This is a genomic window from Spinactinospora alkalitolerans, assembly GCF_013408795.1.
GTDB classification, from domain to species: Bacteria; Actinomycetota; Actinomycetes; order Streptosporangiales; family Streptosporangiaceae; genus Spinactinospora; species Spinactinospora alkalitolerans.
Window position 1 is genome coordinate 629,898 of the sequence record NZ_JACCCC010000001.1, and the last position, 16,580, is coordinate 646,477.

The following is a 16,580-nucleotide window of genomic DNA, read 5'->3' on the forward strand; positions in this document are numbered from 1 at the left end:
CCGGACGAGGGAGCACACGTCCACCGCATCGGCCCGGTTGACGTCCGGGGCCTTCTTCGTGGTTCTCTTCAGGGATGCGCCGCTCCACCCCGGCTCAGGTCGCCTCGCTGTCGAAAGGGGGGCGGCGTCCGTTCAGGCGGGCCGCGGGGCGGGTCGAGTGCGAGGGGCTCTCCTCCTCCTCGTCCCAGAAGTGCTTCTGCACGAAGCGCTTGGGGTTGAGGTCCTGGACGTCGAAGTCCTTGAACTCCGGACCCAGCCCCTGCTGGATGTCGCTCTTGGCGCTGTCGGCCATCCGCCTGAGCTGCCGCAGCGCCCGGCCGGCCTGAGCCGCGGCCTTGGGCAACTGGTCCGGACCGAAGATCAGGAGCGCGAGCACGCCGAGGACGAGGAACTCGCCGGCTCCGATGTTGAACATGCGCACTCCTTCAGCGGCCCGTTGCGGTTCGCCCGACCAATTAGCAGGTTAACCGGTGCCGCCCGACTTGGGGACAACAGACCGGCCACCAGTGATCGAATTCTCCCGGTACACCGCCTCACCTGCGGTGACGTTCCCCTCCGCGTGTTCGCCCTGTGGCGGGTGCCCGGCCGGGGCCTCCGCGGCGCGGCCGGGGCCCAGCACGAGCAGCGCCGCCAGGGCGCAGGCGATCCCCAGGAACCAGCCTCCGAGCGCCTCGCTGGCCCAGTGGTAGTCCAGCGCCGTCATCATCACACCGACCGCCAGCACCGGTACCGCCGAGGCCCACAGCGCGCGCCGCAGCGCGATCCGGCCGGGGCGCAGTCCGTTGCCGCCGAACAGCAGACAGGCCAGCAGGGGATAGCTCAGAGCGGCGTTGGCCGCGTGCCCGGAGGGATAGGAGACGTAGCCCTCGAACGGCGCCGCGCCCAGCGTGAACGCCGCGACGGCCCAGTCGGCGACGTTGCCCAGTCCGGGCGAGACCACGTCGACGCCGGTGATGGGCGGGGTGCGGCCGACGGCCACCTTCAGCAGGGTGCCCAGGACCGCCAGCGACGCCAGCCCGACGACGGGGGCGAACAGCGGGCGAGGATCGCGCCGCCGCAGGCTCACCCAGGCGCCCAGGCCCAGCAGGAGCGGAACGGTCAGCCAGCGCTGGCCGAGTCTGGCCACTCCCACGCACAGCGCCAGCGCCGCGCCCGTCGGCTGATCGGGGTCCACGGCCTCGTGGATCGGCCGGTCCAGCGCGGTGATCGGACCCGCCGCGACGACCTGCCAGGTGACCGCGGCGAGCGCGGCGCAGACGACGACCGTCCACGCAGCGTGCACCCGCCATCGGCGCGCTCGGGATGCGGCGGCATGAGAGGTCACGACCCGGAGCCCTCCTCGCTCGACCGAACCGTTCCAGCCTAGGCGTTCGCCGCCGCGCAAACCCCCCGGCCGGAGGCGGCCGACGGACGCCGATATCCCGTGGGGCGGCTCCGATCGGGCCGGGGCGGGCACGTTACGGTGAGCTGGTTCGGGCCTGAAGACGGCCGAGCGACGCCTGCGGAGGAGCTCAGTGGGGGACGGGAGCGTGCGGGCCGGAGTGGCCCGGATCGTCGACGCGCAATGGTTCGGCAACATCGTCATCGCGGTGATCGTGCTCAACGGCATATCACTGGGCATGGAGACCTACGAGGACGCGTTCGCGGGCATGACGGGGTACTTCCGCATGGCCGAACACGCCTTCGTGGCGTTCTTCGTCATCGAACTCGCGCTCAAGGTCTACGCCCGCGGCTGGACGTTCTTCCGCGACCCGTGGAACTGGTTCGACCTGATCGTGGTCGGGGTCGCGCTGATACCGGCCTCGGAGGGCTTCTCCGTCCTGCGGCTGCTGCGCATCCTGCGCCTGCTCCGGCTGATCAGCGTGATCCCGCACATGCGCGAGATCGTCTCGGCCCTGTTCCGCTCGGTGCCGGGCCTGGGAACCGTCATCGGGCTGCTGTTCGTGATCATGTACACCTCGGCCGTCCTCGGGGAGAAGCTGTTCGAGGACGTCTCGCCGGAGTACTTCGGCGATCTCGGGACCACGCTCTACACCCTGTTCATGCTGCTGACCACGGAGAACTGGCCCGACATCTCCGACAGCGTGACGGGCAGCCAGCCCATGGCCTGGATCTTCTTCGTGGTCTACATCGTGGTCAGCGCCTTCATCGTGCTGAACCTGGTCATCGCCGTCATCATCACCTCGCTGGAGCAGGAGGTCAGCAAGGAGCGCTGGGCGGAGGACCAGGAACTGGAGCTGGAACAGCACAATGCGGTCATGGCGCAGCTCGGCACGCTCACCGAGCAGGTGGCGCGGCTGTCGGAGCAGGTGCGGGCCCTGGGCGGTTCCCCCGACGGCGAGCAGGACGGCCTCAGGGCCTCGGCCGGGCGGGGCGCCGCCGACCCCGCGGGGGAGCGCTGACCGGTGTTCGGCGGCCGGGTTCGTCCAGGGGCCGACCGTCGCAGTGCGCGTAGCGCCGGCGGCACAGCGGATCCGGAGCGTGGAAGGCCCGCCTCGCCCCGCGAACGCGGCGTCGGAATCGGCTGAGGCGGCCGGAGACGGAACAGCCCTTCGCCCGGGATGCGGGCGAAGGGCCGAGAAGCAAAACAGGCGAAGCTACGTTGCCTTAGAGGCCGCGCACATCCGACGCCTGGGGGCCCTTGGGGCCCTGCGTGATCTCGAACTCGACGTGCTGGTTCTCTTCCAGGTTCCGGAAGCCGGTACCCGCGATCGCCGAGTAGTGAACGAACACGTCCGGGCCGCCGCCTTCAACGGCGATGAACCCGAAACCCTTCTCAGAGTTGAACCACTTCACGGTGCCCTGAGCCATCTGCTCTCCCTTTGGGGACTACAACGAGACCGCACCCTGCTGGTCTCGGGTTGCTGAGCGCCCATCCCCGGGAGTTGCCACCCAAATGACCAGCGCCCACGTGAAGTTCCGCGAGGCGCCTCAGGCATCCATGGAAACTACAACCGCAACCAGTGCATGAGACTACCAGCCGGATCCACGGATTGCCGAGGCTTTCGAGCCGGGAAAATCTCTCCCGGAAAACCGGTTTCTCCGGCGCGTCCACCGGGATTTCCCCGCTGTTCGCGAACGGTTCGGCCGGACCTCACTCCGGCGTCGCGTTGCCGTAGATCCAGGTCCCGAACCACATGCGGTCGGCCCACTGGTCGTAGGGGATGACCTCGGCGCTCAGCACCGGGTACAGGTAGACGAAGTTGGCGATCACCAGCAGCATGACCACGCCGTAGACGACGCCGCCGACGATCCTGGCCCGTTGCGAGTACCGGGGATCGCCGGAGTCGCGGCCCATGACCAGACCCAGCGCCAGCACGATCGCCAGCACCAGGAAGGGCAGCATCGGCAGCGCGTAGAAGACGAACATGGTGCGCTCGGGGTAGGCGAACCACGGCAGCCACCCGGCGGCCACGCCCAGCAGCACCGCGCCGGCCCGCCAGTCGCGGTAGGTCACCCACCAGCCGATCATCACCAGGCAGGCGAGGACGGACAGCCACCACACCACAGGGGAGCCGATGCTCAGGATCGCGCTGGAGCAGGCGCTCGCCCCGCAGGTGGTCTCGTCCCCGTTGTAGTAGAACGCCACGGGAGTGCGCATGATGAGCCACTCCCACGGATGCGACGCGTAGTCGTGCGGGCTGGACAGGCCGTTGTGGAACGACAGCATCTCGGTGTGGTAGTACCACAGGCTGCGCAGGGGGTTGACCACGGCGAGCACAGGGTCGGGCAGCGCGGCCCACGCGCCGGTGGTGTGCTCCTCCCCCCACTGCCGCCCCCAGCCCAGCGAGCCGAACAGCCAGCCGCTCCAGGTGGCCAGGTAGGTGACGGCGGCGACGCCGACGGTCGCGAAGAACGCGGGGACGGCGTCGATGAAGAACCAGCGCCGACCCACGCGGTGCTGCCCGGCGGTGCGCCGGGCCCCGTAGTCCCAGGCGACCGTGAGCAGCCCGAACGCGGCGACGAAGAACAGGGCCGACCACTTGGTGCCGCACGCCAGCCCCAGGCACACCCCGGCGGCCAGCCGCCACCAGCGCACGCCGAGCCACCCGGCGGAGGCCGCCCGCCCCGACTCGGCGAGGTCGGCCAGGCGCGCCCGCGTCCGGTCGCGGTCGATGACCAGGCAGGCGAACCCGGCCAGGACCCACAGCGTCAGGAAGACGTCCACCATGGCGATGCGGCTCATGGTGAAGTGCAGGCCGTCCAGCGCCATGATCAGCCCGGCCGAGCAGCCGAGCAGGATCGAACGGGTCATCCGCAGCGCGACGCGCACCAGCAGCAGCACCGACAGCGCACCGAAGACGGCGGCGCCGACGCGCCAGCCCGTCGGCGACATCGCGACGCCGAAGGGCATCAGCCCCCACAGGTAGTCGCCCGCCGCGATCATCCACTTGCCGAAGGGCGGGTGCACGATGAAGTCGCCGCCGCCGGTCCAGACGTCGCGGATGCCCTGGGCGAGCAGGGCGTCGGCGTTGTCGACGGTCTCGTGCTCCACGCCGAACGTCCGCAGCGCGAACGCGTCCTTGGCGTAGTAGGTCTCGTCGAAGTAGATCTGCGGCGGACTGCCGAGCCCGATGAACCGCAGCGCACCGGCGAACGCCGCCACGAGCAGCGCACCCAGCCAGCCCGCCCAGGCGGGCCGCGGCATCGGCGGCACCAGCCGCGAGCGGATCGACGGGCCGGCGGCCGGAGCCGGCCCCGTGTCGGCGGGAAGGGCTGTCGTGGTCATCGCCGCCATACTAGGTCGAGAGCAGGGGACTCGCCGGGCACTCGATCGGGGTGGGAACGCGCCGCCCGCGCTCGCCCGGCGTCGAACAAGGCTAACCGTAGCGTTACGAGAACGGGTGGAATGTGACTGAGGCGGGGGCGGCGACCGAGGGCCCTGGAACGTTGATCCTGGCAGGACTGCCCATCGGGCACCGCGACGACACGCCGCCGCGGCTGCGCGCGGCGCTGGAGGAGTCCGGGATCATCGCGGCCGAGGACACCCGGAGGCTGCGCCAGTTCGCCGCTCGCCTGGGCGTGCGCCTGGGCGGCGAGCAGGGCGCCCGGATCGTCTCCTACTACGACGCCAACGAGCGCCGCCGGGCCGAGGAGCTGCTGACCGACCTGCGGGCCGGCCGCGACGTGCTGGTGGTGACCGATGCGGGGATGCCGGGCGTGTCCGACCCCGGCTACCGGCTGGTGTCGGCGTGCGTCGAGGCCGGCGTCCCGATCACCGCCATCCCCGGGCCCTCGGCCGTCACCACCGCGCTGGTGCTGTCCGGACTGCCCACCGACCGGTTCTGCTTCGAGGGCTTCCCTCCGCGCAAGGGGCTGTCCACCCGGCTGGCCGAGCTCGCCGACGAACGCCGCACCATGGTGTTCTTCGAGGCCCCGCACCGGCTGGCGGCGACGCTGGCGGCCATGGCCGAGGCGTTCGGCGCCGACCGCCGCGGTGCCGCGTGCCGGGAGCTCACCAAGACCTACGAGGAGGTGCGCCGCGCCCCGCTGGGCGAACTCGCGCAGTGGGCGGCGGAGGGCGTGCGCGGCGAGATCACCCTCGTGGTCGCCGGAGCGAGCCGGACCGGCGCGAGCCGCGACCCCGGCGACCTCGCCGCGGCCGTCGCCGACCGCGAGGCCGCCGGGGTCGCCCGCAAGCAGGCCATCCAGGAGGTGGCCAAGCGGCTGGGCGTCCCCAAGCGCGAGGTCTACGACGCGGTGCACAAGTAGGGCGCCGATCTTGACCGTGGGTTTTGACCTCGACCGTCGGGGGTCGAGGTCAAAACCCAAGGTCAAGAAGCGTCGGCGAGAAGAGGTGAGGCGGGAAGCGGCGCGCCCCCGGTGGGAGATCCACCGGGGGCGCGCCGATCCGCGGTCAGCGGGCGGGGTCAGACCACCGCGCCGTCGCTCTGCTCGCGGGCGGTGCGCATCTCCTTGCGCTGCTTGGTCTTCTTCTCCCTGACCACGTGTGGGGGCGGCGTCCTGTCGTACTTCTGCAGCCAGATCGCCAGCGGCGTGCCCACGAAGATCGTGGAGAACATGCCGGAGATCAGCCCCACCAGCATCGCGATCGAGAAGTCGGTCAGCGACGAACCGCCGAAGATCGCGAGTGTGGCCAGGATGAACAGGCCGCCGATACCGGAGTTCACCGTTCGCGGCAGCGTGTTCAGGATCGCCAGGTTGGCGATCTTGCGGAACGGCGACTTGGTGTCGTGCGCCCATTCGTCGCGCACCCGGTCGAACACCACCACCGAGTCGTTCACGGAGAAGCCGATGACGCTCAGGATGGCGGCGAGGAACACGCCGTCGATCGGCTTGCCCAGCCAGCAGAACAGGCCGATGACCAGGACGATGTCGAAGGCCAGCGCGAGCATCGTGGACACGCCGAACGACCACCGGAACCGCCAGGCCAGGTAGCCCATCTGCAGCACGAGCGCCGCGATCAGCGCGATCAGCGCCTTGTTGCGGAGCTCGTCGCCCATGCTCGGGCCGATCTTCTCGTCGCTGATCCGCTCGATGCCGCCGCCGGTCTGCCCGTCCAGCGACTCCTGGATCTGCTGGGCCTCGCCGTCGGAGATCTGACCGGTGCGCACCGAGATGTCGCCGTTGCCGGCCTCCTGGACGACGGCCGCGGGGAAGCCGGCCTCGGAGACGGCCTCGCGGGCGTCGTTGACGCTGATCGACTCGCTCACGGCGAAGTCCATGACCCGGCCGCCGGTGAACTCCACGCCGAAGTCCGGCGGGCGCACCACCATGCCGACGATCGCCACGGCCGTGATCAGGCCGGTGATGCCCAGCCACAGCGTGCTGCGCTTCATCAGGTCGGGGTTGCGCTTGATCAGCCACGCGCGCACCGCGCTGATCCGCGAGATCCCGCTGATCGCGGGGTGCGTGCGCATCACCTTGCGGCGCACCGCCCATTCCACCAGCACCCGGGCGATGACCAGCGCCGAGACCATCGACGCGATCGTGCCCAGGCCCAGCGTCACGCCGAAGCCCCGCACGGTGCCCGAGGCGAAGAAGAACAGCAGCGCCGCGGCGATGAGCGTGGTGACGTTGGTGTCGAGGACCGCGCTCCACGCCTTCTGGGTACCGGTGACGAACGCCTTCTGCAGGTTCGGCGGGATCGCGCGGCGGCGGCGCCGCGTCAGCACGCCGGCCTCGGCCTCGGCGGCCTCGGTCTCGGTGGCGTCGACCATGCCGGCGGACTTGTTCGAGGAGTACACGCGCTCCTGGCGCTGGTACTCCTCGCGGGCCCGCTCGAAGATCAGCACGTTGGCGTCGATCGCCATGCCGATCGCGAGCACGAAGCCGGCCAGGCCGGGCAGGGTCAGCGTCGCCCCGAGCGCGACCAGCGCGGCGTAGGCGATCAGCGTGTAGCAGGCCAGCGCCACCGACGCCAGGAAACCGACGAACCGGTAGGCGACGCAGATGTAGAGCGCGGTCAGCAGGATGCCGATGCCGCCCGCGATGAAGCTGGCCTCGATGGCCTCCTCACCGAGGGTCGGGCCCACGGTCTGGCGCTGGATCTCCTGCACCGGCAGCGGCAGCGAGCCGCCCTCGATCAGGACGGCGAGGTCGTTCGCGCTCTCCTGGTCGAACTGGCCGGTGATGGAGGTGGAGCCGCCGGTGATGCCGACGTCGCACGCCACGTCGGCGTTGACCTCGGGGGAGGAGATGATCTGGTCGTCCAGCACGATGGCGACGCGGCGCTTGGGGTCGCCCTGCGGGTTGCAGGCGGCCTGGCCGGTCAGCTCCTCCCACGCCTGGCGGCCCTCGCCCTCGAAGTTGACGTTGACCATCCAGTTGGTCTGGTACTGGTCGAGGCCCGCCTCGGCGCTGCCGACCTGATCGCCCTGGATGGCGGCCTCGCCGAGCTGGAGCTGCTGGCCCTGGTCGTCGGGGAGCGTCAGCGCGACGTCCTCGGGGTCGGCCGGCTCACCGGCCATGGCACCGGCCCCGCCGCCGGCCCCGCCGCCCTGCTGCTGCTGGAGCAGTTCCTGCAGCTCCTCCTCGCTGATGTCGCCGCCGCCACCGGAGCCCTCCTCGGCGGGCTCCTCGGAGCCGGCGGGCGGGTTGGCCTCGTCGGCGGGCGGGTTGGCCTCGTCGGCGGGCGGGTTGGCCTCGTCGCCGCCGCCGGGGACGGCCCCGCCGCCGGGAGCGGCCCCGCCGCCGGGCGCCTGCACGCCGCTGCCGTCGGCCGGGGCCACGCCCACGACCGGGTGGAAGGTCAGCTGCGCGGTCTGGCCGATGAGCTCGGCGGCCTCCGTCGGGTCCTGCACGCCGGGCAGTTCGACGATGATCCGGTTCTCGCCCGAGCGCGACATGGTCGCCTCGCTGACGCCGAGCCGGTCGATACGCTGGCGCAGCACCTCGACGACCTGGTCGGTGTTCTCGGCGTTGGCCTCGGTGCCGTCATCGCCGTCCTGGGTCTCAAGGACGATCTGGGTGCCGCCGCTGAGGTCGAGCCCCAGCTGCGGCGGTAGAAACCACGCGGCGGCGAAGGCGCCGACCACGATGAGCAGGGAGATGATGCCGCGCAACCAGCGCGCACCGGCTCCCGGTGAACTGGACAATGGAAAAACCTCTCACGACTTCGAAAAGGGGGATTGCCGGCGGTGCCGGCGGCGACGTTTCACGCACGTGTCGTGAGGGGCGGCGCGCGGCCCATGGGCAGCGCGCCCGTGTGGTCCAGATCGGGAGCGCCGGCGGAGGCCGGCGGCGCGACGCGCCACCAGGTCCGGCCGGACTCCGGCGGCGCGGCCGTTTCGGGCACGTAGCCGTCGGGGAGGTCCCGCGCGACCGTCCGCTGCTCCCCGATCCACTTGGCGAGCGCCGAGGCGATGTGCGCCGAGCCCGAGTCCTGGGGGAAGCCGACCACGGTGTGCGGGCCGAACCCGACCGTGGGCGGCCCGGTGGAGTGCGGCGCGGCGGGCCCGTCCGCCAGCCGCGCGGCGGCCGCCAGCGACAGGATCGGCGCGCACACCGTCATCAGCACCGCCGCCAGCAGGGCGGCCAGGGCACGGGAAGCCGTGGTGACCACCTTCCTCCGGCGACATCGGGTGCGGCGACGCGCGGGTGCGAGAGGACCTGCGCGAGCGAGTTCGCACACACCCTACCGACGCGATTCCACAGAAAGGTCGCGCACCGGTGCGATCAGTGGGCGCGGCCGGACCGCCGGAGCCGCGCGGCACGGTTTCCACAGGGCGCGAAAACCGTGCGAACTCGTTCGCCGACGCCTTTAGGCTTGGTCCATGTCGTCGAAACGCCACATCCTGACCGCGGTGGCCTGGCCGTATGCGAACGGCCCCCGCCACATTGGGCACGTTTCCGGATTCGGGGTCCCCTCCGACGTCTTCGCTCGCTTCCAGCGAATGTCCGGCAACCACGTGCTCATGGTCAGCGGCACCGACGAACACGGCACCCCCGTCCAGGTCCTCGCCGACCAGGAGGGCGTGACGGCCCGCGAGCTCGCCGACCGCTACAACAGGATCATCGCCGAGGACCTCGTCGCGCTGGGGCTCTCCTACGACCTGTTCACCCGCACCACCACCGCCAACCACTACGCGGTGGTGCAGGAGCTCTTCACGGGGCTCTACGACAACGGCTACATCTTCGCCAAGACCACCAAGGGCGCCGTCTCGCCGTCCACCGGCCGCACCCTGCCCGACCGCTACGTCGAGGGCACCTGCCCGATCTGCGGCTACGACGGCGCACGCGGCGACCAGTGCGACAACTGCGGCAACCAGCTCGACCCGATCGACCTGATCGACCCCAGGTCCAAGATCAACGGTGAGACGCCGGAGTTCGTCGACACCGAGCACTTCATGCTGGACCTGCCCGCGTTCACCGAGGTCCTCGGCTCCTACCTCAAGGCCAAGGGCGGCCAGTGGCGGCCCAACGTCTTGAAGTTCGCCCTCAACCTGCTCGACGAGCTCCAGCCGCGCGCCATCAGCCGCGACCTCGACTGGGGCGTGCCGATCCCGCTGGAGGGCTGGAGCGACCAGGCCAACAAGCGGCTCTACGTCTGGTTCGACGCGGTCATCGGCTACCTGTCGGCGGCCGTCGAGTGGGCCAGGCGCAGCGGCGACCCCGAGGCCTGGCGCAGGTGGTGGCAGAACGAGGACGCCGAGTCCTACTACTTCATGGGCAAGGACAACATCGTCTTCCACGCCGAGATCTGGCCGGCCATGCTGCTGGGCTACAGCGGCAAGGGCGACCGCGGCGGCGACGCCGGCTCGCTGGGTGCGCTCAACGTCCCCACCGAGGTGGTCTCCAGCGAGTTCCTGACCATGGAGGGCCGCAAGTTCTCCTCCTCGCGCCGCGTGGTCATCTACGTGCGCGACTTCCTGGAGCGCTACGACGCCGACGCGCTGCGGTACTACATCATCGCGGCCGGTCCCGAGACCCAGGACACCGACTTCACCTGGTCGGAGTTCGTCCGCCGCAACAACGACGAGCTCGTGGCGGCCTGGGGCAACCTGGTCAACCGCTCCGTCTCCATGGCGGCCAAGAACCTCGGCGAGATCCCCGAGGCCGGCGAGTTCACCGAGGAGGACCGCCGCGTCCTGGACGGCTCCAGGGCCGCGTTCGCCGCGGTCGGCGAGCACCTGGACCGCTCCCGGTTCAAGGCCGCGCTCCAGGAGGCCATGCGCACGATCGCCGAGGCCAACAAGTACATCTCCGACCAGGCCCCGTGGGCGCTGAAGAAGACCGACCCCGAGCGGATGAAGACCGTCCTGCACGTCGCGCTGCAGTTGGTCGACGACGCCAAGACCCTGCTGACGCCGTTCCTGCCGGCCTCGTCCAACAAGGTGCACGCCATGCTCGGCGGCACCGGCGTCTGGAGCGCCATGCCGCGCCTGGAGGAGGTGACCGACTCCATCGGCGGCGAGGAGGGCGAGTCCAGCTACCCGGTCATCACCGGCGAGTACGCGGACAACGAGGCTCGCTGGGAGTCGGTCCCGATCGTGCCCGGCACCCCGCTCGCCGCGCCCAAGCCGCTGTTCCGCAAGCTGGACCAGTCCGTGGTCGACGAGGAACTCGCCCGCCTGGAGGAGAAGGCCGGCGACGCCTAGCCTCCGGCCCCTCCGCCCCGGGAGCACCCCGCACTACACGGCCCCGGACCCTTCCGCCACGGAAGGGACCGGGGCCGTCGGCGTCCACCGGACCCGGGTTACCCGGCCACCCTGGCGGGGACGCGCCTGGCCCGCCCTCGGTCATCGGCGGGGGCGCCTCAGGCGGTGTGGACGAAGCGGGGCAGGCCGGAGGGGGCCTGACCGGCGGCGAGGGCGAGGTCGGCCCAGACCACCAGGCCCGGGTTCAGCCCGGGGTGGGCGATCACCGGGCGGAAGCCCCAGTCCAGGGCGAGCGCGGAGACCATGAGCAGGCCGCGGTGGCGCTCGGAGGTGAACCGGTCGGTGCCGGTGAGTGCGGGAATGGTCGGGCGGGTCTGGGTGAACCCGCCGTCGGTGACGGCGACGCGCAGCCGGTCGGCCTCGGGCAGGGCCATCGCACGCACCACCTCCCCGCCCTCGCCGCCGGAGGCGGTGTAGGAGACGGCGTTGGCGAACAGCTCGGAGACGCACAGCGCCACGTCGGCGGCCGCCCCCTGTGCGGGACCGGGTCCCCAAAGGACTCGGGATCTCCCACCCCCGCCCGTCCATAGACTGGTCTGTCGTGAGTAACAGCAAGCGCAGTGGTGAGGCCGTGCGCAACCGCAACGCCCAGACGCCGCCGCCCGCGCCCGAGGCGCTGCGCGTCGCGGTGGCCGACAGCCACACCCACATGGACATGCAGACTCCCGGCGTCGACGAGATCATCGCCGCGGCGGCTGCCGTGGGCGTCACCCCGCTGATCCAGGTGGGCGTGGACGTCGCCTCGTCGCGCTGGGCCGCCGAGATCGCCGAGCGGCACGCGTCGGTGTGGGCCGCTGTCGCGCTGCACCCCAACGAGGCGCCGCGGATCGTGCACGGCGACGGCGCCCCCGGCGTCGAGGCCGACGACACCGATTGGGCCGGCAAGCACCGGCCGGCCGGGGGCGCGCGGGCGCTGGACGAGGCCGTCGACGAGATCGACCGGTTGGCGGCGCTGCCGCAGGTCCGCGCGGTCGGCGAGACCGGCCTGGACTACTTCCGCACCGGCTCCGAGGGCGCGTCGGCGCAGGCCGAGTCGTTCCGGCGGCACATCGACATCGCCAAGCGGCACGGCATCGGTGTGATGATCCACGACCGCGACGCCCATGACGACGTGCTGCGCATCCTCGAGGAGGAGGGTGCGCCGGAGACGGTGATCTTCCACTGCTTCTCCGGCGACGCCGAGATGGCCAAGATCTGCGCCGAGCACGGCTACTTCATGAGCTTCGCCGGCAACGTCACCTTCGCCAGCGCCCAGCCGCTGCGCGACGCCGCGGCGGTCGCACCGGCCGAGCTGATCCTGGTCGAGACCGACGCCCCGTTCCTCACCCCCAAGCCCTACCGGGGCCGCCCCAACGCCCCCTACCTGATCCCGCACACCCTGCGCGCGATCGCCGAGGCCAAGGGCATGGCCGAGGACGACCTCGCCGCCGCCGTGGCCGGCAACGCCGAGCGCGCGTTCGGGCTCCGGTCCCCGTGACCGCGGCCCGGCGCGGCCCACGGCCTAGCGGGACTCCGGTGGCCGCACGCCCCACTCCTTGAGGGTTTCGGCCAGGTCGGGCTCGACGAAGTCCGGGGCGCGGGTGGCGGCGCCCGGGGTGCGGCTGAAGCGCGGGGCCGGGCCGGGGTAGACGTGCTCGCCGTCGCGGACGACGGACCCGCGGGCCCGCACGTGCGGGTGGTCGGGCGCCTCGCCCATCGACAGGATCGGCTGGACGCAGGCGTCGGTGTCGCCGAGGGCCTCGGCCCACTCGTCGCGGGTCCGGGTGCGCAGTACCGCCGCGAACCGTCCGCGCAGCTCCGGCCAGCGCGCCCGGTCCCACTGCCCGGGCAGGTCGGCGTCGTCGGCCAACCCGATGCCGGCCAGGAAGGCCGCGTAGAACTGCGGCTCGATGCAGCCCACGGAGACGTGGCGGCCGTCGGCGCACTCGTAGACGTCGTACCAGGGCGCGCCGGTGTCGAGGATGTTGGTGCCCCGCTCGTCGCCCCACCATCCGTGCTGGCGGCCCTCGTAGGCCATCGACATCAGGAACGCGCTGCCGTCGACCATCGCGGCGTCCACGACCTGCCCGCGGCCCGACTCCTGCCGCTCCACCAGGGCGCTGAGGATGCCGGTGACGACGAACATGGCGCCGCCGCCGAAGTCGCCGACGATGTTGGCCGGCGGCAGCGGGGCCTGCCCCTCGCGGCCGAAGCCGTGCAGCGCGCCGTTGAGCGAGATGTAGTTCATGTCGTGCCCGGCGCGCCGGGCGAGCGGGCCGTCCTGGCCCCAGCCGGTCATCCGCGCGTAGACCAGCCGCGGGTTGGCCTCCAGGCACTCATCGGGCCCCAGGCCCAGCCGCTCCATGACACCGGGCCGGAAGCCCTCCAGCACGACGTCGGCCGCGGCGATCAGCTCGCGGGCGGTCCGCACCCCCTCCTCGGCCTTCAGGTCCACTCCCAGGGTCGGCCGGCCCGCGGCCATGTGCCGCAGCGGGCCGCTGGCCGCGGGGGTCTCGGCGGCCTGCGGCCGGTCCAGCCGGACCATGCTCGCACCGAGGTCGGCGAGCAGCATGGCGGCCATCGGGCCGGGGCCGATCCCGGCGAACTCGACAACGCGGACTCCGTTGAGGGGACCCATCTCGAACCTCCCATGGCCGACGATACCGAACGTGGTTCGGTCCCTCATTGTGCTGGGCGGACTCCGGCGCCGCCATACAGGGGCCCCTTCTCGGGCGGAGGCGGGCCGATCAGGGGCGGGCGCCGGTCACCCGGCCGGGCGCCGTTCCCGGGCCGCCGTCGTCGGGCGTGACCCGAGGTCCCGGTTCCGGCCGTTACCAAACCTGATCTCCAACCCCTGTGATAACTTCCCGGTGTCTTCGAGGTCTGTGAAGTCCCCGAATCGCCGCCGCGGCAGGTGTTTCACACCGAGCCCGGCCGCCGAAGTCCCCCCGCGACTCCCTCCTTGCCGAGGCCGCGCCTCGGCTCCTCCCCCACTTCCCCAGCTTCCCCCAGTCTCCGTGATCGAAGGTCGGAACCAATCGTGCGTACTCCCTCGGCGCGCCCCCACGCCCCCCGACGGGCCTCCCGCCGCCCCCGCGGGACCGGCGGATCCCTCTTCTCGAAACGGCGGCTCCCCCTGGGGCGGCCGCGCTCGCGCAAGCCGGTGCTCATCGCCGCGATCACGGCCGTGGTCGTCCTGCTGGGCGGCGGAACGGCCTTCGCCATGGACAAGCGGATCACCCTCACGATCGACGGTGAGAGCCAGACCGTGCACACCTTCGGCGCCACCGTCCAGGACGTCCTGGACGCCGCCGAGGTCAGCCTGGGCGAACGCGACGCCGTCGCCCCGGCGCCAGGGACCGAACTGGGCCAGGGCGCCGATGTGCTGGTGCGCCGGGGCCGGCAGCTCACCCTGACCGTGGACGGCGAGTCCTCCACCCACTGGGTCACCGCGCTCACCGTCGGCGAGGCGCTGGACCAGGTGGGCATGGGCGGCGAGGCGCTGTCGCTGTCGGTGGAGCGCTCCACCGAGGTGCCCTTCTCCGGCCTGGAGGTCGAGGCGCGCAGCGCCCGGCACGTGGTCATCCTGCGCGACCGGGTGCGCCTGGAGGCCGACACCAACGCGGGGACCGTCGAGGAGGTGCTCGACGACAACGGGATCGAGCTGGGCGAGCACGACGTCGTCGAGCCGGCCCTGGACGAGGAGCCGACCGACGGGATGGTCATCGACGTCCTGCAACTGCTCTCCGAGCCCGAGACCGAGGAGGTCCCGATCGAGGCCGAGGTCGAGGAGCGCGAGACCGACGAGCTGGAGAAGGGCGAGGAGAGGGTCGTCCAGGAGCCCGAGGACGGCGTCAAGGAGATCACCGTCGCCACCGTCATGCGCAACGGCGAGGAGACCGAGTACGTCCTGGAGGAGGAGGTCGTCAAGGAGCCGGTCAAGGGCATCACCGAGGTCGGCACCAAGGAGCCCGAGGCCGACGTCGACCCCGACGTCGGCGGCGAGGCCGACAGCCTCAACTGGGCGGCGCTCGCCGAGTGCGAGTCCGGCGGCGACCCCACGGCGGTGAACCCGGCCGGCTACTACGGCCTCTACCAGTTCTCCGAGGCCACCTGGGCCTCCGCGGGCGGCAGCGGCCTGCCCAGCGAGGCCGGCGCCGACGAGCAGACGATGCGCGCGAAGACGCTCTACAACATGGTCAACGGCAACTGGCAGAGCCAGTGGCCCAACTGCGGCGTGCACCTGTTCGACTAGATCGCTGATGGGGGAGGACGGGGAATGCCTCCGGCCCCTGCCGTGGTTCTGCGGGCCTGGTGGGGCTGTTGCCGGCGCGCCGGCGCTGAGCGGCAGCCTCCCCGGGTCATGCGGTGGTGAACGGAGAACTCCGGCCACAGCCTTCCAACTCCCATCAGCGATCTGGCCGCTGCCGGCCGCCGCCGGCCCGCGGTGCCGGGATCGGTGGGGAGGAGCACGGTCCCGGCCTGCCAAAATGTGGGGGTGACCCACTCCGACAGATCCGACACCGCCCGCCTGCTCACGCCCGCCGACGTGCGGCGGCTCGCCGAGCGCCTGGGCATCCGGCCGACGAAGGCGCTCGGCCAGAACTTCGTCATCGACGCGGGGACGGTGCGCCGGATCGTGCGCGCCTCGGGGGTCGGCCCCGAGGACGTCGTGGTCGAGGTGGGGCCGGGCCTGGGCTCGCTGACGCTGGCGCTGCTGCCGCACGTGCGGCGGGTCACCGCGGTCGAGATCGACCCGAAGCTGGCCGCGGCGCTGCCCGGCACCGTCGCCGAGCTCGCCCCCGAGCTCGCCGACCGGCTGGAGGTGCTGGCCGCCGACGCCATGCGCGTGGCGGAGCTGCCCGGCCCCGACCCCACCGCGCTGGTCGCCAACCTGCCCTACAACGTCGCCGTCCCCGTCGTGCTGCACCTGCTGGAGCTGCTGCCCTCACTGCGGCGCGGGCTGGTCATGGTGCAGTCCGAGGTGGCCGACCGGCTGGCGGCGAAGCCGGGAAGCCGCACCTACGGCACGCCCTCGGTCAAGGCCGCCTGGTACGCCGACGTGCGCCGCGCGGGCGCGATCGGGCGCAACGTCTTCTGGCCGGCGCCCAACGTCGACTCCGGCCTGGTCGAACTGCTCCGCCGCCCCGCGCCGCCGACGCGGGCCTCCCGGCAGGAGGTGTTCGCGGTCGTCGACGCGGCGTTCGCCCAGCGCCGCAAGACCCTGCGCGCGGCCCTGGCCTCCTGGGCCGGGTCGGCGCCGGTCGCCGAGGCCGCCCTGCGCTCGGCCGGCGTGGATCCGTCGGCCCGCGGAGAGGCCCTCGACGTCACCGCCTTCGCCCGGATCGCCGAGGAGGGGCCGGCGGGCGCCCCCTGACCCAGGGGCCGGACGAGGCGGCCCGCTCCCGGATCCCGCCGACTCCCGGTCCGGCGGGAGCGCCTCGCGCCGGGCGGGGCGCGCAACGGCTCTGAAAGGGCCGC

13 protein-coding genes and 1 pseudogene are annotated in these 16,580 nt (G+C 72.1%); 6 read left to right on the plus strand and 8 right to left on the minus strand.

What is annotated here, in order from left to right; translation table 11 throughout:
• Positions 1–94: 94 nt before the first annotated feature.
• Entirely contained in the window at positions 95–415 is a 321-nt protein-coding gene (locus HDA32_RS03070; RefSeq protein WP_179641711.1) for a sec-independent translocase, read from the minus strand.
• A gap of 48 nt (positions 416–463) precedes the next feature.
• Positions 464–1,324, minus strand: a complete 861-nt coding sequence (locus HDA32_RS03075; RefSeq protein ID WP_312863020.1) for a phosphatase PAP2 family protein — start codon at positions 1,322–1,324, stop codon at positions 464–466.
• 190 nt (positions 1,325–1,514) lie between these two features.
• Between HDA32_RS03075 and HDA32_RS03080 the strand changes: the two genes are divergently transcribed.
• Positions 1,515–2,402 (plus strand): ion transporter, encoded by an 888-nt coding sequence (locus HDA32_RS03080; RefSeq protein WP_312863021.1) that lies wholly within the window; start codon positions 1,515–1,517, stop codon positions 2,400–2,402.
• A gap of 205 nt (positions 2,403–2,607) precedes the next feature.
• On the opposite strand, the gene HDA32_RS03085 is transcribed toward HDA32_RS03080, so the two are convergent.
• Both HDA32_RS03085 and HDA32_RS03090 read right to left on the minus strand, forming a co-directional pair.
• Entirely contained in the window at positions 2,608–2,811 is a 204-nt protein-coding gene (locus HDA32_RS03085; protein WP_179641712.1) for a cold-shock protein, read from the minus strand.
• Between the two features lie 283 nt (positions 2,812–3,094).
• Positions 3,095–4,729: a dolichyl-phosphate-mannose--protein mannosyltransferase gene (locus tag HDA32_RS03090; protein WP_179641713.1), complete on the minus strand. Its 1,635-nt coding sequence runs from the start codon at positions 4,727–4,729 to the stop codon at positions 3,095–3,097.
• A 161-nt stretch (positions 4,730–4,890) separates the two neighbouring features.
• Between HDA32_RS03090 and rsmI the strand changes: the two genes are divergently transcribed.
• Complete coding sequence (rsmI, locus tag HDA32_RS03095; RefSeq protein ID WP_218882309.1) at positions 4,891–5,712, plus strand: 16S rRNA (cytidine(1402)-2'-O)-methyltransferase; 822 nt, start codon at positions 4,891–4,893, stop codon at positions 5,710–5,712.
• 158 nt (positions 5,713–5,870) lie between these two features.
• Here rsmI and secD read toward each other — a convergent pair whose 3' ends face one another.
• Positions 5,871–8,558 (minus strand): protein translocase subunit SecD, encoded by a 2,688-nt coding sequence (secD, locus tag HDA32_RS03100; RefSeq protein ID WP_179641715.1) that lies wholly within the window; start codon positions 8,556–8,558, stop codon positions 5,871–5,873.
• Between the two features lie 59 nt (positions 8,559–8,617).
• Complete coding sequence (locus tag HDA32_RS03105; protein WP_179641716.1) at positions 8,618–9,025, minus strand: hypothetical protein; 408 nt, start codon at positions 9,023–9,025, stop codon at positions 8,618–8,620.
• Between the two features lie 211 nt (positions 9,026–9,236).
• Here HDA32_RS03105 and metG point away from each other — a divergent pair, with 211 nt between their 5' ends.
• The gene (gene metG / locus HDA32_RS03110) at positions 9,237–11,060 is read left to right on the plus strand and encodes a methionine--tRNA ligase (protein ID WP_179641717.1); all 1,824 of its coding nucleotides are present in this window, start codon (positions 9,237–9,239) and stop codon (positions 11,058–11,060) included.
• Positions 11,061–11,218: 158 nt separating this feature from the next.
• Here metG and HDA32_RS03115 read toward each other — a convergent pair.
• Positions 11,219–11,584 (minus strand): annotated as a pseudogene (locus HDA32_RS03115) (ATP-binding protein); the annotation flags it as partial.
• A 77-nt stretch (positions 11,585–11,661) separates the two neighbouring features.
• On the opposite strand from HDA32_RS03115, the gene HDA32_RS03120 reads away from it, so the two are divergent.
• Positions 11,662–12,597 (plus strand): TatD family hydrolase, encoded by a 936-nt coding sequence (locus HDA32_RS03120; protein WP_179641719.1) that lies wholly within the window; start codon positions 11,662–11,664, stop codon positions 12,595–12,597.
• A 24-nt stretch (positions 12,598–12,621) separates the two neighbouring features.
• On the opposite strand, the gene HDA32_RS03125 is transcribed toward HDA32_RS03120, so the two are convergent.
• Positions 12,622–13,737, minus strand: coding sequence for a CaiB/BaiF CoA transferase family protein (locus HDA32_RS03125; RefSeq protein WP_179641720.1), 1,116 nt, complete (start codon positions 13,735–13,737; stop codon positions 12,622–12,624).
• A gap of 525 nt (positions 13,738–14,262) precedes the next feature.
• Here HDA32_RS03125 and HDA32_RS03130 point away from each other — a divergent pair.
• Together HDA32_RS03130 and rsmA are read left to right on the plus strand one after the other, a co-directional pair.
• Positions 14,263–15,354: a resuscitation-promoting factor gene (locus tag HDA32_RS03130; RefSeq protein ID WP_312863023.1), complete on the plus strand. Its 1,092-nt coding sequence runs from the start codon at positions 14,263–14,265 to the stop codon at positions 15,352–15,354.
• A gap of 243 nt (positions 15,355–15,597) precedes the next feature.
• Positions 15,598–16,476, plus strand: coding sequence for a 16S rRNA (adenine(1518)-N(6)/adenine(1519)-N(6))-dimethyltransferase RsmA (gene rsmA, locus HDA32_RS03135; RefSeq protein WP_179641721.1), 879 nt, complete (start codon positions 15,598–15,600; stop codon positions 16,474–16,476).
• The last annotated feature ends 104 nt before the right edge of the window (positions 16,477–16,580 follow it).